General features: G+C 66.4%; 18 protein-coding genes and 1 tRNA gene. 10 read left to right on the top strand and 9 right to left on the bottom strand.

The features are described from left to right. Positions 1–40: 40 nt before the first annotated feature. From EXQ71_08865 to EXQ71_08850, 4 genes are read right to left on the bottom strand one after another with little or no spacing between them, the layout of a single operon-like run. Complete coding sequence (locus tag EXQ71_08865) at positions 41–1045, bottom strand: 1-acyl-sn-glycerol-3-phosphate acyltransferase (protein ID MSO87617.1); 1005 nt, start codon at positions 1043–1045, stop codon at positions 41–43. Beyond that, complete coding sequence (locus EXQ71_08860; protein MSO87616.1) at positions 954–2552, bottom strand: DUF2088 domain-containing protein; 1599 nt, start codon at positions 2550–2552, stop codon at positions 954–956. Before EXQ71_08860 ends, EXQ71_08865 begins: the two co-directional genes overlap by 92 nt. Beyond that, positions 2549–3703, bottom strand: a complete 1155-nt coding sequence (locus tag EXQ71_08855; protein ID MSO87615.1) for a zinc-binding alcohol dehydrogenase — start codon at positions 3701–3703, stop codon at positions 2549–2551. The genes EXQ71_08860 and EXQ71_08855 overlap by 4 nt, the downstream gene beginning before the upstream one ends. Then, positions 3700–6069, bottom strand: a complete 2370-nt coding sequence (locus EXQ71_08850; protein MSO87614.1) for an NAD-dependent epimerase/dehydratase family protein — start codon at positions 6067–6069, stop codon at positions 3700–3702. Before EXQ71_08850 ends, EXQ71_08855 begins: the two co-directional genes overlap by 4 nt. A 42-nt stretch (positions 6070–6111) precedes the next feature. Here EXQ71_08850 and EXQ71_08845 point away from each other — a divergent pair, with 42 nt between their 5' ends. Both EXQ71_08845 and EXQ71_08840 read left to right on the top strand, forming a co-directional pair. Beyond that, a complete protein-coding gene (locus EXQ71_08845) occupies positions 6112–6699 on the top strand; it encodes a TetR/AcrR family transcriptional regulator (protein ID MSO87613.1) in 588 nt (195 codons plus the stop codon). A 94-nt stretch (positions 6700–6793) separates the two neighbouring features. Then, a complete protein-coding gene (locus tag EXQ71_08840) occupies positions 6794–7492 on the top strand; it encodes a class I SAM-dependent methyltransferase (protein ID MSO87612.1) in 699 nt (232 codons plus the stop codon). 133 nt (positions 7493–7625) lie between these two features. Here EXQ71_08840 and EXQ71_08835 read toward each other — a convergent pair whose 3' ends face one another. Continuing rightward, complete coding sequence (locus EXQ71_08835; protein MSO87611.1) at positions 7626–8699, bottom strand: D-alanine--D-alanine ligase; 1074 nt, start codon at positions 8697–8699, stop codon at positions 7626–7628. Positions 8700–8744: 45 nt separating this feature from the next. Between EXQ71_08835 and EXQ71_08830 the strand changes: the two genes are divergently transcribed. Then, positions 8745–10037 (top strand): UDP-N-acetylmuramoyl-tripeptide--D-alanyl-D-alanine ligase, encoded by a 1293-nt coding sequence (locus EXQ71_08830; GenBank protein ID MSO87610.1) that lies wholly within the window; start codon positions 8745–8747, stop codon positions 10035–10037. 41 nt (positions 10038–10078) lie between these two features. On the opposite strand, the gene EXQ71_08825 is transcribed toward EXQ71_08830, so the two are convergent. Then, a complete protein-coding gene (locus EXQ71_08825) occupies positions 10079–11605 on the bottom strand; it encodes an MFS transporter (GenBank protein MSO87609.1) in 1527 nt (508 codons plus the stop codon). A gap of 92 nt (positions 11606–11697) precedes the next feature. On the opposite strand from EXQ71_08825, the gene EXQ71_08820 reads away from it, so the two are divergent. The 5 genes from EXQ71_08820 (at position 11698) to EXQ71_08800 (ending at position 15769) form a co-directional block, all read left to right on the top strand. Continuing rightward, positions 11698–12627 carry a hydroxyacid dehydrogenase gene (locus EXQ71_08820; GenBank protein MSO87608.1) on the top strand — a complete coding sequence of 310 codons (930 nt, stop codon included), beginning with the start codon at positions 11698–11700 and terminating at the stop codon, positions 12625–12627. Positions 12628–12663: 36 nt separating this feature from the next. Then, positions 12664–14064 (top strand): amidase, encoded by a 1401-nt coding sequence (locus tag EXQ71_08815; GenBank protein MSO87607.1) that lies wholly within the window; start codon positions 12664–12666, stop codon positions 14062–14064. Positions 14065–14123: 59 nt separating this feature from the next. Next, positions 14124–14200, top strand: a tRNA-Val gene (locus EXQ71_08810). 28 nt (positions 14201–14228) lie between these two features. After that, a complete protein-coding gene (locus EXQ71_08805) occupies positions 14229–14966 on the top strand; it encodes a MarR family transcriptional regulator (protein ID MSO87606.1) in 738 nt (245 codons plus the stop codon). Further along, the gene (locus tag EXQ71_08800) at positions 14963–15769 is read left to right on the top strand and encodes a hypothetical protein (protein MSO87605.1); all 807 of its coding nucleotides are present in this window, start codon (positions 14963–14965) and stop codon (positions 15767–15769) included. The genes EXQ71_08805 and EXQ71_08800 overlap by 4 nt, the downstream gene beginning before the upstream one ends. Before the next feature lie 167 nt (positions 15770–15936). On the opposite strand, the gene EXQ71_08795 is transcribed toward EXQ71_08800, so the two are convergent. The 3 genes from EXQ71_08795 to EXQ71_08785 all read right to left on the bottom strand — a co-directional run bounded on the left by EXQ71_08795 (position 15937) and on the right by EXQ71_08785 (position 17495). Then, positions 15937–16242 (bottom strand): hypothetical protein, encoded by a 306-nt coding sequence (locus tag EXQ71_08795; GenBank protein ID MSO87604.1) that lies wholly within the window; start codon positions 16240–16242, stop codon positions 15937–15939. Between the two features lie 151 nt (positions 16243–16393). Beyond that, on the bottom strand, positions 16394–16915 hold the full coding sequence (locus tag EXQ71_08790; GenBank protein MSO87603.1) for a YceI family protein: 522 nt from the start codon (positions 16913–16915) through the stop codon (positions 16394–16396). A gap of 40 nt (positions 16916–16955) precedes the next feature. Then, positions 16956–17495, bottom strand: a complete 540-nt coding sequence (locus EXQ71_08785) for a YceI family protein (GenBank protein MSO87602.1) — start codon at positions 17493–17495, stop codon at positions 16956–16958. A gap of 83 nt (positions 17496–17578) precedes the next feature. On the opposite strand from EXQ71_08785, the gene EXQ71_08780 reads away from it, so the two are divergent. Continuing rightward, positions 17579–18055, top strand: a complete 477-nt coding sequence (locus tag EXQ71_08780) for a MarR family transcriptional regulator (GenBank protein MSO87601.1) — start codon at positions 17579–17581, stop codon at positions 18053–18055. 609 nt (positions 18056–18664) lie between these two features. After that, the coding region (locus EXQ71_08775) for a hypothetical protein (protein ID MSO87600.1) at positions 18665–18969 on the top strand (305 nt) is incomplete at its 3' end.

Raw genomic sequence — 18969 nt, 5'->3', positions numbered from 1 at the left:
GCCGCCAGGGGCCGCATCGTGAACCCAGGGAACGGTAGTCCTAGAGCTTGGGCCAAGGGCGGGTTTGGCGGCGGCGCTTGCGGGATCGATCGCCCAGCGCCCAGGCCCGTCGCCATGCCGGAGCATTGGGACCCGCCAGCGACGGGGTGGTGCCGAGCGCGGCCCGCTGGCGAGATTGCCACCAGTTGGTGGTGGCTTCGTCGGCCAGTTCGGCTACCGATCGCTCGATGCGCTCGGCGAAGCGAGTGGTGCTCTCCCCCTCCTCGGTGCGCAAGGGGGTGCCGTAGGTGACGCGCACGTGGGTGGGGGTAGGCAGCCGCTGTCCCTTGCGAAGGATCTTGGCCGTGCCCTCGAGATGGACGGGAACCACCGGGACCGAGCAGCGGTTGGCCAGATAGGCCGCACCGGCGCGAAACGGTTGGCCCCAGCCGTCGGGGGATCGGCCCCCCTCCGGGAAGATGAGCATCGACCAGCCCTCGTTGATCAAGGCGGCCGCTTCGTCGGCGGAACGACGACTTACCTTGGAACGTTCGATGGGGATGGCTCCGAGGGCCAGGGCCGACGCCGCCGCGCTGAGGTGGGTTCGGAAGAAATAGTCGGCGGCGGCCCCTACGAATATCTTGTACCGCCACGGCTCCGGGATCGACGTGAGCATGGTGGGCGTATCGAGGTGGCTGTGGTGGTTGGGGGCGAAGATCACAGGACCAGCGGTGAGACCCTCGAGCCGGTCGATCCCATCGCGTTCGGGGGCACCGAGAGCGGCCACCGCCGGACGCAAGACGGCCTCGAGAAACACGACACGCGCCAACCGGGCCGGGTAACGGCGAGCCCAGTCTGTTTGGTAGTGGGCCCCGAGGCGGCGCGGGGCGGGAAGCGCCTCGACGGTGTCGGGCACCGTGGGGGTGGAATAGGGGAACGGGAGTTTTGGCACCCGGGGCAGGTTCACCACGTCGCTACACCACGTCGGCCATGACAATGGGCGGGTTGTGGAGGTGGGTGATGGTGCCATCCCGACCCACCACATCGGCGGCCATCTCCAGGGCATCGTTGAGGGTAGATGCCGGGGTGAAGCCGAGGCGGCGTACCGAGCGGGCTTCGCCGCCCACGATGATCACCTTGCCGAGGTGGGACAGCGCATGGCTTCCCCAGTACCACATGTAGAACGGGTGGACGCCGTGGTAGGCGTGGCTGGTGCGGTAGAGGTGGCGGTACCACTCATCCTCGGCGTACTGCTTCTCGTACTTGGCTTCGATCTCCAGCGGGTTGGTGGTATCGGCCAAGACCTGCTCGAAGAAATCGATGTAACTCGGATGGTGAACCGGGTGGAACTCCCACGGCGTGGGGTGGCTCATGATCAACACGCCGCCCTCTCGCACGAGGGGGTTGCCCCGGTACATGTTGAAGAAGTACCCGAGGCCGAGGCACATGACCAGGATCGGGTTCATGATCGAATGCACGTTGTACGGGCAAATGTACGGAAGCCCCATCGTGAGGATGTCGGTCTGGCCCTGTATCTCCACCAGCTGCTGTTTGAAGACGTTGGCGGTGGTCACTTCGTGCACGGCTTCCACCTCACCGGCCTGTACCGAGGTGATGCCGTAGGGGGCCTGCCACGAGTTGAAAATCTTCCGACGGGCTTTCACCGGGAGGCGATCAAGGCCCGCCTTCATCCCCACGAAGCTGGCCCGGTCACGGGCGGTCCACTCCCACTCGCGCTTCTGAAGCACCGACATGGGTCCTGAGGTGCCGAAGGTGTCGTTGTTGAGGGTGGTCTCGATCTGGAACACCTTGATGCCGCTGTTCTTCAGAACCTCGCCCATGCGCCAGTTGGAGGAGTGCAGTTCGCTTTTGTGGCGGTCCATGAAACTGCGCGACTGCAGCATCGTGGCCACGTTGTGGTGGTGGCGCAACGACTTGTAGGACGACAGTCCGGTGGCGGTTGACTTCCATCCTCCGTCCATGGATACGAGGTTGATGTTCACGTAGACGATGAGGTCGCTCTCGGCGGCTCGCTTGTTGATCTCCACCTCCTCGCCATGCTTGGTTTCGCCGATAAAGAGCAGGTTGTCGGGGTCCTCGGCGTCGTGGTTGTAGAGAAGACCATCGGGGGCAAAGGCGTCGTAGACCCGGTCGCCCACGGCATGGCGCAGTTCGGCTTCGGTCATGCGTCGGTGCAGGGCCAAAGCGGCGATGAGGTGCACGTCGTCCACACCGGCGGCGGCGGCGAGGTCGAGGACCGCTTCGATGACGCGCTGGCGCACATCGGGTCGACGCATGGGGGGGAGGGGCAGGCTGATGTCGTCGAAGCAGATCGTGAGCTTCATGCCGGGCGTGAGAAGCGCCCGCAGCGGCGCCGAATCGCCCAGAGGATTGTCGAGCGCCAGCCGGATGGCGGCGTCGGGATCATCGAGGGCTTCAAGCGGCTCGCCGGGATAGAGCACCCGGCTGCGGCCGGCGGGCAGTCGCTCGAGGCGAAGGGTCTCGCCGTGGTGAAAGAGGATGGGTGGCGTGGAGCGGTCTACGTCTAGGACAAAGCCGGGGCGTGGCATCAGATGGTGTCTCTCTCTCGTTCCGACCGGAGGTCGAAGGCGATCTTCACGGCACCGCGGGAACCCGCGTGGGCCGCATGGGCGATGGCTTGCTCATAACGATGGAGCGGGTAGGTGCCACTCACGAGGCGGCCGAGATCGAGGGTGGCCACCAGTTCGACGGCCCCATCGAAGTTGGCCCGCTCGTAGGCGTAGGCACCCTGCAGTGCTATTTCTCGTTGCCACAGTGGCGTGAGGTCCACGGTGGTCACCCCCGGCATGCCCACGGCATGAATGGTGCCGCCGGGGGCGGTGATCCGCAGGGCCTGGGCGATGGAGGAAGCTGAGCCCACGCAATCGACCACGGTGGCGATGCCACCGCCGAGTTGGCCGTTGTCGAGACGCATGGTGCCGGATCGGGCGCGCACGGTGCGGTCCAGTTCGCCGGGGGCTACCACCGTGGTGGCCCCGAGGGTGGTGGCGAGGTCCCGCTGGTGCGGGTACTTAGCGGTGGCGATGATTACCGCCTGGGGTCGGGCCGCTCGCAGGGCGGCGATGGTGAGCAGGCCGAGGGTGCCACTGCCGATCAGCGCAATGTTGTCGTTGTCTACTCGCGAGGCGGCGTGGACCGCACAGGCGGCCGGTTCCACCAACACGGCGGCTTCGTCGGTGAGATCGGGGGGCAGGCGCACCAACTGGCTTTCGTGGGCGACCATCACGGTGGACCAGCCCCCGCCGGTGCTTTCGCAGAAGCCGCATTGCAGTCCCGGCTCCAAGTCGCCGAAGGCGATGCGTTCGCAGTGGTTGATCCGGCCGGCCGCGCAGGCGGGGCAGGCCGGGGAGAAGCCGCGAGTGACGCAACTGAGGACGGGCACCACCGCCACCCGAGTGCCGTCGTCGAGATCGCCCACCACCTCATGGCCGGGCGTGAAGGGGAAGGAGACGATCGGCTCGAACCAGCGCGAGGAGGTGCCATCGATGGTGGCGAGATCGGAGCCGCAGATACCGGCGAGGCGGGGTCGGACCCGCAACCATCCCGGGCCGGGGAGGGCAGGCGGATCTATATCTCGCAGCGAGAGTGGCCCCACTCGGGCACCGCCGCCGGGCCGAAGCCGACCCGCCACCATGGCGGCGGCGAACTTGGCGGGCTGGCGGGAAAACACGAGTGCCTTCATCGCGGGGACCTCGTGGCGGTGGCGATCTTGCCCACCCGGCGTCGGCGGGGGCGACCCCAGGCTGGGCCGATAGGAAGGAGGGGGGTGTCGACGCCGTGGGCTTGGTCGAAGTGTTCCACCAGCCAGCCGCGCTTGCGAGCCAGAGCGGCGAGGCGGGTTTCGGGGTTGACCGCCACGGGAAAGCCCACGGCTTCGAGCATCGGAAGATCCGAGGTGGAGTCGGCGTAGGCCACGCCCTCGGCCACGTCGAAGCCGTGGGCCTCGGCGTAGTCGTAGAGGGCCTGGGCGCGGGCCTCGGCGGTGGGGGGCACGGCGGTGAGTTCGCCCCGGTAGGTGCCGTCGGGGCGGATGGCGAGCGAGGGGGCGATGATGTCGTCGAAGAGGGGGCGCAGCGGACCGATGGCCACGTCGAGGGCGCCGGTGATGAGCACGGTTCGGTGGCCGAGACGGCGGTGCTCACGCACCCGTCGGATGGCTGCGGGAAAGGACTTGATGAGGATGAGGTCGCTAAACATTTCCAGCGCGTCGGCTTCGAGTTGGGCGGCGTCGGCCCCGTCGTAACGGCGGTAGAACTGGCGCAGGAAATCGCTTCGGTCGCGGCGATCGGCGGCGAGCAGGGCGGGCGCCTCCTTGAGCGTTTGGAGCACGAAGCGGATCCGGTCTTCCTGGGGAAGACGGCGGGTGGCCAGCCAGGAGTAGGAGGCCACCACGTTGGAGGCAATGAGGGTGTTCTCGAGGTCGAAGGCGGCAAAGTGGCGGGCGGGATCGAGCACCTGACCCCGCAGACGGTCCTCACGTTTCTCACCCTGTCGGCCACCCGGGGTGGTGCGCACCCGGGCGTGTTCCACCACCGAGGGAAGGTGCACGTGGGGGGCGTACCAACTCCAGTCGATCACCCGGGGGTCGAAACAGAACGTGGCCTGATCGGCCGGGTCCAGGCGGTCCCAGCGGCTCAGCAGGTTGTCGACCCCATAGATCGCTTCGCATTCGGCGTAGGCGCCGTAGAGCTCCACGTAGGCGAGGGCCCGCTCCACTTCCTCGCGTTTTTCCTCCAGCGTGGCGGCCCAGGCCGCCTGCTTGCCGCGCAGGGGCAACGACTGGAGGAGTTTTTCGCCCTTGTCGATGGCGGTCTGGGCTCGTTCGAGCTGGCGTTGCACGCGCCCGCGGCCGGGGAAGGACCATTCCGGCACGATGATGGGCTGGCCCTCGAGGTCGTAGATCGGGTGGGTGGTGAAGAACTCCCGCACCATGTCCACGAGGTGGCGGTAGCGCAGGGGGTTCACCGAACCGGAGGCCACCTGGGTGATGGCGGGGGCATCGGGCACCGGTCCGGCGGCGGCATCGATGATGGCGGCGACCACGAGATCCACGGGGATGACGTCGATGGTGCCTTCGGGGACGCCGGGGAACTCCTTGAGGAGGCCGCGGGCGTAGGAGACGATCACCGGCTCGGCCATTCGGAAACCGCGGATCCATCCCGGGAAGGGCTCGAGGAGGGCCGACTCGATGATGGAGGGGCGGACAATGGACACCGGGATGGGGCCGCGATTCTGGAGGAGGGCTCGTTCGCCGAGGGCCTTGGTATAGGCGTAGGCATCGGGCCAGCCGAGGGAGGCGGCTCGGGCCCGTCCGGCTTCCACCATCTGTGCCTTCACCCAGGCATTGCGACGCTGCTCGGTTTTGGCGGCCAACGCCGGGATGCCGGCCGCGCCGAGTTCGGTGCGGGCCTCTTTGCGGAAGCGGGTGAGATGGTCGGGGCGGCGACTGTCGGCTTCGGCCATCACGCGTGATTGTCGGGCCCCGGCTACCTCGCGGCGCCAGTCCACGTCGATGAAGAACGGGCTGTCGTGGACGGGGATTTCCGGCGCCGCGCCGCGACGGTTGCCGGCCACGTAGCAGGTAGACACCGACACGAGGTGGGGGGTGAGGTTGAGGTCCTGCAGCGTGCGCACGATGCGGGTGGGGCCAAGCAGGTTCACCTCCACCGCGCTGTCGAGGGGGGAGTCGAAGGACACGGTGGCGGCCGAGTGGATCACGATGTCGCACGATTCGAGCGCGGCGCGACCGTGGGGGTCGAGGGCCAGGCCGTCGGTGCCCACGTCGCCGGCAATCGGGGTGACCCGCGCCGCCACTAAGGCGGCGAAGCCCTCCTTGCCGTGCTCTTGGCGGAGCCGGTCGAAGGCATCGTTGCTGAAGATTTCCCGTTTGGCCCGCTGTTCCACCGAGGATCGCTTCCCCGGTCGGATGAGCAGGACGAGTTCACATCCGGGGATCGACCGCAGGAGTCGCTCGATCAGCGCGGTCCCGAGAAAACCCGTACCGCCGGTGATGGCGATGCGTTTGCCGTCGAGGGCCTCGTGAATCATGCAGGTCTGTCTACCATTTGGTAGACAAGGACGGGAGGTGGAGTGGCAGACACCACGGCGGAGCGGATCCTCGAGGAGGCCATGACGGCCTTTGGCACCCGCGGTTACGAAGCCACGTCACTCGACGACCTGGCCGGTGAGCTCGGCATCCGCAAGCAGACGATCCTCTACTGGTTCCCCTCCAAGGACGCGCTCCTCGAGGCCGTGGTCGATCGGTGTGCCGACGAGGTGACCCGTCGCCTCGTCCGTGGGTTGGATGGCGCCCCGGATGGGTTCAGCCGGGTCGACGCCATGGTGCGGGCCATGTTCCGCCTGGCCGCTCGCCATCCCGCGACGCTCGGCTTCTTGCGCGAGGTGGCCCGTCTGGGGCCGCCCTCGTCCACCCGTCTCCTGGCCCGCATCGAGCCCCTCATCGAGCGGGCCTCTGCGTTCCTCCAGGCGGAGATGGACGCCGGTCGGATGCAGCGTCATGAGCCGCGGCTCCTGCTGCTCGCCGCGTACTCGATGGTGACGGGGATGGCGACGGAGGTCGACGTCCTCCGGGCCTTCGGCGAGGAACCCACCCTCCCGTCGCTGCTGCGGCGACGCGATGAGCTGCTGTCGCTTCTGCGGGCGGCCCTGGAGCCGTGAGACGGGCGATTCGTCGTGGTCGGTCCGGGCGGGTGCCCGACTCGAGACCACCGCCGGGCGGGGTGGGTGGTGGACGGATACCTAAGGTGGAGGGATGGACGGAGAGACCACGGGCGCGGACGGGGCGGATCAGTTGTCGGTGCCGCCCAAGTGGCGGCGCGGCAAGCGACGTAACGACGACGAGTGGCTGCGGAACGCCTTCCGGCTGATTGATCTGCTGGCCCGGTCCTTCGGTCAGGCGGACCTCTCGACGACGTCGTTGCTCGATGTCGGGTGCGGGACGAAGTTCACGGCGGCGATCATCAACCACGACCTTCCGATAGCTCGCTATGTCGGCGTCGACACCGACGCAGACATCGTTGCCTTCCTCGGCACGAGCGTGCATGACCCCCGCTTCTCGTTCCACCACCTCGATGCCCACAACGACCTGTACAACCCCACCGGACGACCACTGGAGTCGTATGACCGACTCCCGATACCCGACGAGCAGTTCGGCGTCATCTCGCTCTTCTCGGTGTTCACTCACCTGGCTCCGCACGACTATCGAGCCATGCTCAAGGTGCTCCGGCCCCACATCGCCGATGATGGACGACTCCTGTTCTCGCTCTTTGTGGACGAAGGCATCGACCCGAGCCGGCGGGACGCCTTCAGCCGGGAGGTACAGCGACGGGCCGATGCGGGCGACCCGGCCGTCCTGGAGGCAATCGCCGAGCGGCAGGCGCGGGGCACCGACATCCCCGACTTCGTGGATCGCGTGCCCGACCGACCGATGATGGAGGCCGTGTACTCGTAGCGCTTTGCCCGCGAGCTCATCGATGGTTCCGGCTGGCGGGTCGAGGCTCTCCACCCGCCGGAGCTCCCCATCATCCAGCACTACTTCATTTGTCGGCCGGACTGACGGGCGCCGCCGGCCGTCGGTGGGACCTTCAGCGCGTGGTGGAGAAGCGTGATCGACGGGCGTGGCGATCGAGGGCGAGGCGCACCAACTCGTCGATGAGTGCGTCGTAGGGAACGCCCGTGGCCGCCCAGAGCTTGGGATACATGGAAATAGGGGTGAAGCCGGGGATCGTGTTGACCTCGTTGATGAGCAGGCCGCGTCCGTCGGGTTCGTAGAAGAAATCGACCCTGGCCATCCCATCGACCCGCAGGATCGTGAAGGCGGCCACGGCCAGGCGGCGAATTTCCTCGCTCGTGGTGGGCGGCAGGTCGGCGGGGATGATGAGGTCGGCGGCGCCGTTGAGGTACTTGTCGTTGTAGTCGTAGAAGTCCCCCGCCGGGATGATCTCGCCGGGCACCGACGCCTGCGGCTCGGTGTTCCCCATCACTGCCACTTCGATTTCGCGTCCGTGGGCGCTCTCCTCCACCACGATCCATTCGTCGTATCTGACCGCGAGGGCAGTGGCGATCTCCAAGGCCGCTTCGTTGGTGGCGCGGCTCACCCCCACGGATGATCCGAGGTTGGCGGGCTTCACGAACAACGGATAGTGCAGCCCGGCGGCCCGCGCGAGGGCCACCACCGCGGCGCTGTCGCCTTCTCGCAGACCGATCCAGGGAACCTGGGGCATTCCGTGGGCGGCGAGCACATCTTTGGCCTTCAGTTTGTCCATGCACAGCGCGGAGCCCAGTACCCCCGCACCCACAAACGGCACGTTGGCCATTTCCAGCAGACCCTGCACCGTCCCGTCTTCGCCGCCGGGGCCGTGGAGCACCGGGAGCACCACGGTGAGTGCGGGCTGGCCCGCCTGGGGGGCCAGGGCGACCATCGGGTTGATGGGGGAGCCGACGGCGGAGAGGTGATCATGGGTTTCCCCGCCGGCCTCGGGGGCGGTGGTGGGGTCGTCGGCCTGGCGCCAGATGCCTTGGCGATCGATGCCGATGGCCTCGAGTTGGTAGCGATCCCGGTTGGCGGCGCGCAGCACGTGCCATGCCGAGACACAGGAGACGTCGTGTTCGGCGGACTGGCCGCCGAAGAGGACCACGAGACGCACACGATCGGGCATGACCCAAGCATAGGAGGACGGCCTGCGAGACTCGGGGCGATGCTTATCCGTACCAGTGACCTTGCCGGGGCGATCCAGGGAAGGCTCGATGGTCCTGACGTGATCTGCGACGGCGTGGCGCAGGATTCGCGGTCGATTACCCCCGGTCAGTTGTTCGTGCCGATCGTGGCGGAACGCGACGGTCACGATTTCATCGATGAGGCTCTGGCCAACGGCGCGGCTGCCTATCTCACCGCCGGTTCTCGCCGGGGGGGCAGCGCCATTGTGGTGCCCGACACGTTGGCCGCCTTGGGGGCCGCCGGCGGTTACGCCCGCACCCGGTTGCCGGATCGGGTGGTGGCGGTTACGGGATCGGTGGGCAAGACATCAGTGAAGGATCTGCTCGCCGCCGCGCTGGCCCAGCAGTGGCCCACCACGGCGAGTACCCGATCGTTCAACAACGAGTTGGGGGTGCCCCTCACCTTGTTGAATGCCCCCGAAGGCACCGAGGCGGTAGTGGTGGAGATGGGCGCCCGTGGGGTGGGCCACATTGCGCACCTGTGCGTTATGGCGTCGCCCACCGTTGGGGTGATCACCCGGGTGGCCGCGGCGCACACGGAGGTGTTCGGCACTCTGGCGGAGGTGGCGCGCGCCAAGGGCGAACTGGTGGAAGCGCTGCCGGCCTCGGGCGTTGCGGTGCTCTACGCCGCCGATCCATTGGTGCTGGCCATGGCGGAGCGCACGGTGGCCCGGGTGGTTACCTTTGGGAGTGGGGGCGACGTGGCGGCGGAGTCCATTGTGGTGGCCGAGGACTTGCGCCCGCGGTTCTGGCTTGTTTCACCCTGGGGCCGCGCCGAGGTGGCGTTGCGGGCGCGGGGCCGGCATCAGGTGGACAACGCATTGGCCGCCGCCGCCGCCGCCCTGGCCGCGGGAGAGGATCTGGCGGCGGTAGTGGCGGGGCTGGAGACCGGGGAACTTTCGCCCTGGCGGATGGAACTGGACACGGCGGCGGGTGGTGCGCGGGTGCTCAACGATTCCTACAACGCCAACCCCACGTCGGTGGCGGCGGCCCTGCGCGCTCTGGCGGCCCTGCCCGCTCGGCGGCGCTTCGCGGTGTTGGGGGTGATGGCCGAACTGGGCGAGGGTTCACTGGCGGACCATCGCGCCATCGGCGAGTTGGCGGCGGAGCTGGGCATCCAACTGATCGCGGTGGCGGCGCCGGGCTACGGGGGCGAGGACGTGGCCGACCTTGATGCCGCGCAGGCGGCGCTGGGGGCATTGGGAGACGGCGATGCCGTGTTGGTGAAGGGCAGTCGGGTGGCCGGGCTCGAACGCCTGGCCGCCGCCCTGCTGGGCTGAGGGGCGCACCCTCGTGAACCGGCGGCTCGAGCCCGGGTGGGTCAGGCTTCTGGCGGTGGGGGTACCGCTGGCCCCGGAGAGAGATCGGCGTAGGCGGCGAGGCCGAGGGCGGCCCCCGCCCCCACGAGCACCACGGTGGTCACCGAGAACGCCTCGATAGCGACGCCGGCTAACAAACCGCCGATGGGGACGGTGCCGCCGAAGCCCATGATCCACAGCGCCATCACGCGGCCGCGACTGGCGTCGTCGAGCCGTTGCTGGAACACAGTGGACAGCGAGGTGACCATGGCGAAGTACGCCAGCCCCACCAACATGACGATGGGATAGGCCAAGACGGGGCTGCGGAGCAAGGCGAAGATGGCGAGAAAGATGGCGAAGGCCACCAGGCTCACCCGCACGACCCGTGCGAGGTTGTAGGACGACAGCACGGTTCCGACGGAAATGGCCCCGAGAAGCGCGCCGAAGCCGAAGGCGGCGTAGAGGTAGCCGTACTCCTGGCTCCGGGGGGCCATGCCGAGGTTCCGGTCGGCCAGGGTGGGGAATTGGGCGACGAAGGTGAGCGAGATCAGGGAAAAGCTGAAGATGATCAGGAGACTGCGGCGCACGACGCGGTCTCGGCGAGCCACCCGGAATCCCTCGGCGAGCCCCCTGACACCCTGGGGCCCCGACTTGTCGATCACCGGAGTGGGCAACGTCACGGTGACGAGGGCCCAGATGACGAGCAGATAGGAAGCGGCGTTCATGATGAACACCCACGACGCGCCGAAAGTTGACAGCACCACTGCCCCGACCACCGGCCCGATGACCCGTGAGCCGTTCATCTGGGCCGAGTTCAGCGAGATTGCGCCGGGTAGGTCCGCTCGGCCTACCAGGGCCGGGAGCAGGGCGCTGTAGGTAGGTCCGAAGATGGCGTTACACAACCCGATGAGGAACACAATGATCACCAGGGTGGTGGGTGAAGGATTGTTGCCGAGGACCTCCCACGCCAGCACTACTGACAGTGTCGATTGCAGAGCGGTGATGAGAATGAGAAGGCGACGCCGGTCGAAGATGTCGGCGAGGACGCCTCCGATCAGGGAGAAAAACAGCAGCGGGCCGAGTTGGGCGAAGGCCAAGAGCCCCACAAACTCGGCTGATCCGGTGAGGTCGTAGGCGATGGCGCCCAGGACCACGTTTTGCATCCAGTTGCCGATGTTGGAGAGGAACGCGCCGATGAACACGCGGCGGAACACGGGGTGCCGCAGGGCGGCCCGGGCTGGTCCGGGGCGCAGGACGCGGTCGCCGTCGATCAGTGCGTCCACGGCGTCCACGGCGTCCTCGGCAGACTCCGGCGATGGGCGCGGCAGGGGAACATCGAACGGCATGACGACGCAGCCTGCCATCCGGCCGGGAGTGGGGGCGAGCCCGTATCCTTTCCGCTTATGCCGGTGGAGTTCGAGGAGTTGCAGTTTCCCTTTGGCGATGCGGACGGTCCTGCGCCGCGGCAGTGTGTGATCAACCGCGATCCGATGGGGACGTTCCCGTGTTGCCCGCTGTGCGGCGGCGAGATGCGGCCCGAGCACGCTCACTACCGGTGTGGTTGTGGCTGGCGCGATTCGTGTTGCGACTGATCGAGCGGGTGAGGGAGTGCCGCCGGGGGAGCGTTCTCTAGGATCAGGCGATGACGGTGAGTGATCGATCTCGTATCGCGCTGGCCCCGGAGGGTACGGGGGACTGGTTGGGTGAGGCGGTGCGGGCGGGTGGAGGAACCGTGGTGGTGCCGTCGGATGCCAGTGGGCTGGTGTGGGCCGACCCCAACGATCCCGAGGGTCTCCACCGGCTGTTGCAGGAGTGTCCCCACATCGAATGGATACAACTGCCGTGGGCGGGGGTGGAGCCCTATCGCGAGGTGTTCCAAGCCCACCGGCACCGCCTCTGGACCTGCGGGAAGGGCATCTACGCGGAGCCCGTGGCGGAGCATGCGCTGGCTTTGGCGTTGGCGGGGCTTCGCCAGGTGGCGCACTACGGACGGGCATCGGAGTGGACGCGGGCGTCGGGCACGAACCTGCTCGGGGGGCGAGTGGTGATTCTCGGAGGCGGGGGGATTGCCGAGAGTTTGCTGCGCCTGTTGGGGCCGTTTGGATGCGATGTCACCGTGGTGCGCCGAACCCCGTGTGCGATGGAGGGGGCGGCTCGGGTGGTGGGCCTCGCCGATGTGGACGACGCCTTGGCGGGGGCACGGCTGGTGGTGTTGGCGTTGGCTCTCACCCCGGAAACTCGTGGGCTCATCGACCGCCGTCGGCTGGGGTTGTTGGCCCCGGAGGCATGGGTAGTGAACGTGGCCCGCGGTGGGCACATCGTGACCGAAGACCTCGTCGCGGTGCTGGCGTCCGGCGGGATCGGGGGGGCGGCTCTTGACGTCACCGATCCAGAGCCGTTGCCGCGAGATCATCCGCTTTGGAGTGAGCCGCGCTGCATCATTACGCCCCATTCCGCCAACACGATTGCCATGGCGATTCCCCTCCTGAGTGAGCGGATTCAGGAGAACGTGGGCCGATGGTTGGCCGGTGAGGTCCTGGTGGGTCCGGTGGATGTGGACACGGGATATTGAGCGGGCGGGTGGTCGGGCGTTCTAAGTTCTTCTCTTATGGACTTTCGTCACGTCACCGTGGCCGCGCTGGCGGCTGATGTAAGGGCTAAACGCACGTCGGCACGCGAAGTCACCGAAGCGGCCCTGGCGCGGATCGATCAGTTCAATCCGGTGGTCAACGCGTTCGTGGCGGTGGAGGGCGAAGCGGCCTTGGCGGAGGCGGCTCGCATCGATGAGCGACTGGCGGCGGGCGAGGACGTGGGTCCGTTGGCCGGGATCCCCATCGGGGTGAAGGATCTCGAAGATGCCGCCGGGTTCCGCACGACGCAGGGGTCGGTGGTGTACGCCGATAGCGCCATTGCGCAGACCGACTCCGTGCTGGTGGGGCGTCTCAAAGCGGCGGGGTGTGTGGTGATCGGCAAGACGAACACCCCCGAACTGGGCCACAAAGGCGACACCACGAACCCCCTCTTTGGGGCCACGAGCAATCCGTGGAATCTGGCGTACTCGGCCGGGGGTTCCTCCGGTGGTTCGTCGGCCGCCCTGGCGGCGGGGCTCGTTCCGCTGTGCACCGGATCCGATGGCGGCGGTTCCATCCGGATCCCGTCATCGGTGTGTGGTCTGTCGGGGATGAAAGCCTCGCTCGGTCGGGTGCCGGTGGGCGGGGCAAAGCCCCCCGGCTGGGGCGACTTGTCCACCAAGGGTCCGATGGCGAGGCGCATCCGGGACATCACGCTGGCCCTTGATGCCGTGGTGGGTCCGGATCCCACCGACCTGCGTTCCTTGCCGAGCCCGGCGATGGCGTGGTCGGGGGCGCTGGAGCACGTGGAGCCGCCGGCGCGGGTGGGATGGTCGCCCACGTTGGGCTACGCCGTGGTGGATGCCGAGGTTCTCGCCGCCTGTGAGGCGGTGTTGGCCCGGTTGGAGAGCCTCGGTACGGAGGTCGTGCTGGTGGACCCGGTGTTCCATGGCGATCCGGCGATGTCGTGGATTCAGATGGCTATGACCGGTAATGAGCGGGCGCTCGGGCATCTGCGCGGTACTGCGGATTGGGACCGCCTTGATGCGGGCCACCGACGGTTGATCGACGCCTTCGGGGTCAGGCAAACCGGCTCGGAGTTGCTGGAGGCATTCGATGCCTGCCACACCACCAACCTGCAACTATGCGAGGTGTTCGAACAGGTGCCGCTGCTGCTGACGCCCACGGTGGCTGGCTTCCCGGGACCGCCGGGGTCTGATGGAACGGTCAATGGACACCCCACCCCGGCATGGGTGGCCTTCTCCTACCCTTTCAACATGACCCGATCGCCAGCGGGCACGGTGTGTGCCGGCTTCGGGTCCAACGGTATTCCCATCGGTCTGCAGGTGGTGGGTCGCCAACACGATGATGTGGCGGTGCTGCAACTTCTCGCGCTGCTCGAGGATGATCTCGCCTTTGACCAGGTGGCGCCGATCTGAGCAACGGGCGGGTGGCCATGGTGCGGTGGCCTTCTGGTACCGTGACCCTCCCGCACTCGGGGCGCGTAGCTCAGTTGGTTAGAGCGCTGCCTTCACACGGCAGAGGCCAGGGGTTCGAGTCCCTTCGCGCCCACCGCCAGGTCACGGCATCGGCTGGCTGTGTCGTGCCCCACGATGGGCAGTTGTTGGCTGGTTTGCGTCCCGCAAACGTGCCGTGGCAGTGGCCATATAAGTGTTCTTGTCAGAAAGGGGAGAAGACTTATATAATGCTTCTCATGAAGACGCGTGGATGGGGCTCGGCAACGGCAGCCGTCGTTCGTGAGCTGGTCAACGCCGAACGGCCACTGATGCAGCGGGAGCTCGCGGAGCGTTGCGCCACATCGCAGCCGCGGGTCTCCCAGGTGCTGGTGCGCCTTGCCGAAGATGGCCTCGTGCGTCGGATGGATGACGGCTGGACAGCGGATCGACAGCCGCTCGTCATGACCTACCTCGACCGATACCGACCTCGGGAGACCGATCGAGAAGCCTGGTGGTACGCCCTCGACACGTTGAGCGAGCAGGCGCACCGGATCGTCGATGCGCATGGCTCGCTGGCCGTGAGCGCCGATCTCGCAGCCGATCTGACGACGCCATGGAGGCGGCCCTCGACGGCGATCGTCTGGGCCCCTGAACCGCTGGATCTGTCTGTGATCGGGTTTGTGTCTGCGGAGAGCAAGGCCGTGGCGACGGTGATCGTCCGCGTCACCGATGACGCCCGACTCTTCGATGACAGGGTGGTCGTGGATGGCCTACCGCTGACCGAGCGCTTCCAGCAGGCGACGGACCTCATGGATCTCGGAGGGAGCGACAGGGCGGAGGCGGCTGCCATCTTGATGGGAATCTCACCGGAGGTGCTCCGTTGAACGTTGGCGACAAACACGACGGAGGCATCTCACCTATTCACCTCGTCTCCGAATCCCTCGCCACGGATGGGGGCTACGTGGCGATTGGGGACATGGCGAGGATCCTCGATGGCCGCAATCATCGGTTGATCGGTGGCATCGCCGTGATGATCCACCTTCAACGTCTCGGTTCGGACCTGCCGATCAGGGCGACCGGCGACGCTGACTTCGGGATCCCGCTCGGCTTGCTCCAAGACGATGCATTGCTCGTCGATCTAATCGAGGCCACCGGCTACCGGAAGGAGGCTGGCAACCGCTGGGCACGACAGGTGGATGATCGACGCCGTGCCGCCATCGACATCCTGATCCCCGGATACACCACGCGCCTTCGATCAGCGCATCGGGTCGGATCGGTCAACTCGACGGAGGTACCCGGGCTGAGCGAGGCCCTGCGTCGCTCGCCGGTAGAGGTCAACGCGGTGATGCACCTGACCGACGGGTCCCAGGTTGAGGCCACAGTTCAGATCCCGGACCTGATCGCCATGCTCGTCCTAAAAGCTCGCGTCCGGTCGGTTCGCACCGAGACCCGGGACGCCGAGGATCTGTGGCGCTGCATCGAGCTCGTGAATACGGAATTCGGCATCGACGTGGCCGCTGAGGATCCAGACCTGGTGGCGGTCTTGCCGATCCTTCGGGCAGAACTTGGACCCGGTGGTGCGAGCCTCCCGGCGATCACGGCAGGCGTGGCCGAGGGGGAAGCCCAACGCCGACGCACGCGCCTCCTGGCCCTCCTCGCTGCGATCGACGACCTACGCCATGAGTGAAGCGGTGTCCTGCCGCGTTTCCCTGGTCGTGGTCTGACTTCGTGCCACACGTGTGCCACAGCAGACGGGGAGTAGGGGTCACCAACGGGGAGTAGAGGGGGGTGGTGCAACGCTTCTGCCTGGCATCCCAGCGTTTCCGCAGGTCACAGGCAAGGACTCCTTGGCCCTTACAAGGCAAATGTCGGGGGTTCGAGTCCCTCGGAGTCCACCATCGTCTTCTCTTTCAAACCCTGCGCGGCGTGCACTGTCGCCGGGGTGGCCCCGGCGAGTGCGAGCTCGGGTTCGACTGGTGGTTCACCGCCGTGGTCGATTCGGAACACGTCCTCGACGGCGTCGGTGAGTTCCGCTTCGGCGCCGCGTGCCACGTGCTGGCGCACTTCCTCGCCGAGGAGTGTCTCGAAGGGCTGCGAGAGCTGGCCGCCGATATTGCCGGTGGCGCCAAGGACGAGCGTGATGGGGGTTGTGACTGTCATAGGTGTTGCTGCTTTCGTGAGAAGTAGGGATGAGGTGGGAATGTCGCGGTCGGAGTCGTTCGCCGCGCATTGCTCGGCCTGTGGATGGTCGCTTCAGTCGATGAGGCCGATCTCGCGACCGCCGGTTCAATGGGTCGTGTGCCCCACGCTGTTAGCGGTTCATGTATGCGGTGACCGTGAGATTGAGCGTCTTACCGATGATGAACGAAGGCATCTTGTCGATTCCGACCGATTTGCGGTCCACGCTCGCAGTCGCCTTGAACGATGCGACGTCCGTCGATGCGTCGATGTCGGTGACCCTGAACTCGACGGGCGATTTGCGCCCTTTGATCGTGACGTCTCCGGCGACTCGATAGTTACCGGCCGCATCGCTAGCGAGGGTGCCGCCGGTGAAGCGGATGGTCGGGTTGTGCTCGGTGTCGAGGAAGTGGGCGCCGCGGACATGTTCGTTCCGTTTGGCCATCGGGCTCGCATAGGAGGCTGCATCGACGGTGACATCGACCTCCACAGTGTTGTCGTCATTCCCAAGGCTGATGGTGCCTGCAGTGACGTTGAGCCCTGCGGTGACGGTGAACATGCCGAGTTTCTTGACGGCCACCGTGACGGTCGTCTTGGCCGGGTCGATGTGCCACGTCCCGGTGCGGAGCACGTCGCTGTGTTGTTGAGTTGTCATGTGTGTGTTGTCTCTTTCTGAGTCGTGATGTTGGGGAGGTTCAGCCTGCTGGGACGGCTTGGATTTCGAGTTCGATGGTGACCTTGTCGCCAATGAGGGCACCGTCGAGGCCGAGTGGCGCGTTGAAGTTGATGCCGAAGTCCGAGCGTCTGATCTGGCCGGCCGCGCTGAATCCCGCGCGGGTCGTGTCGTAGCCGTCGACGGCAACGCCATGGAACTCGAGATCGAGGATGACCTGGCGGGTGACATCGTTGATGGTCAGATCGCCCACGAGAGTGTCAGCCGTGAGGGCGGTGGAACGGAAGGTCATCTGAGGATTCGCGTCGGCGTTGAAGAAGTCCCCGCTGCGCAGGTGACCGTCGCGCTGTTCGTTGTTGGTGTCCACCGAGGCAAGGTCGATCGTTGCTTCGACGGAGCTGAACAGGCGCGCATCCGCGATCTGGATCGTGCCACTGAAGCTGTTGAAACGGCCGCGGACCTTGGACAAGCCGAGATGGCGGACGGTAAAGCCGACTTCTGAGTGGGCAGGTTCGATGCTCCAAATGCCCGCGATGGCGTCGGTGGTTGGGGTGATGGTCATGTGTGTGATCTCCTTTGTCGAACATACTTAAGATTTAAAGTATAATACTTTAACTTTGAACGACACGCAACCTGGAAGGTAGAATCCTCCTCATGGACGACACTCGATGGCTCGACGACGAGGAGATGCGGATCTGGCGCGGCTTCCTCGAGACGTACGGACGAGTCACCCATGAGCTTGAGCAGGCGCTCAAACGGAACGCTGACATGACCGGTGACGACTACGAGGTGCTCGTCCTGTTATCCGAAGCGCCCGATCATCGAATGCGGATGACCGAACTGTCACAGCGACTGGTGCATTCGCAGTCGCGTTTGACGCAGCGGGTCGATCGCCTCGTCAAACGGGGCTGGGTGGGCCGTGAGCAGTGCCACGAGGACCGGCGAGGGGTCCACGCTGTGATCACGCCAGCAGGAATGACTCGAATCGAAACTGCCGCTCCCGGCCACGTGCGCGACGTCCGGGAATTCCTGATCGATCTCATCGAACCCGGAGAACGACCGATCGTCGCGGACGTCCTCGAGCGGATTGCGACTCACGCTCGTGAACATCGCTCAGCCTGATCGCAGCGCACGACCCGCCGTCGCCTACCGCTGGGCCGCCCAAACCCTCGGCGCGCTCATGACTCCCAGTACCTTCGACGATCAGACCCGAGCGAGCCACCTGCTGCTCGGCGGGTGCTCTCGCCGCACTCGGGCCAGCGCGCTTGCCCTCGCGAGCCCTCCGAATGCCCGATCTCGGCGCTCTCCGCAAGCCTTGGACCGCCGTCCAAACCGCTCCGTATCACCGCTCAATTATCCGTCCGCAATTCCAGGATGACCCGCACACTTCGACCCTTACCGGGTGCCCCATAATCCCCGCGGTCTGGCTGGCCGGAGCGCCACCTACCGCCGGATCGCAGCAGCGTCGACGTCGTGGCGACGGTGAACCATTCGACCCTGGAAACCACTGGGCGTGGGGGAGGGGGTGGGTTTCGGACGTAAATCCAAAACCGCCCGACAGAAGCCCCGTCTCAGATCAAGTAGGTTTCGGTCATGTTTAGACCTCTCAGACTTGCTAGCCTAGCAACCTTGACGGTACTGGCCCTCTTGACAGTCGGCTGTGTGTCGGACAATCCAGCGGATAGTTCCTCGGATAGTTCCTCGGATAGTTCCTCGGACCCAGCAACGAGCGTGTCAGACAGTATCGAAGTGACGGTATCGACCTCGGGCGGCAAGCTTGACCCGGTCGAGCCGCGACGTTACGTCCGCTCAGGCATGAACGACGACGCCTGGACAACGATAGCCACGGTCGGCGACGAGACGAAAAAGTTCTCGTTCGATCAGCTCAACACCTACCAATACGTTATCGAAGCAGGCGTTGACGTCACCGAGATAAACGTCCTCGTCGGCGACGCCGGCGCATGTTCGACTGCCTTTCGGCAATCACAATCGGCGGCGGTCTACGCCGGGGTAGTGAAGCCGCCGATCCTCGCCAC

Source organism: Acidimicrobiia bacterium (assembly GCA_009694375.1).
In the GTDB taxonomy this organism is placed as follows: domain Bacteria; phylum Actinomycetota; class Acidimicrobiia; order Acidimicrobiales; family VFJN01; genus VFJN01.
The sequence above is the reverse complement of the archived record's forward strand: the minus strand, read 5'-3'. Positions and strand labels throughout refer to the sequence as shown.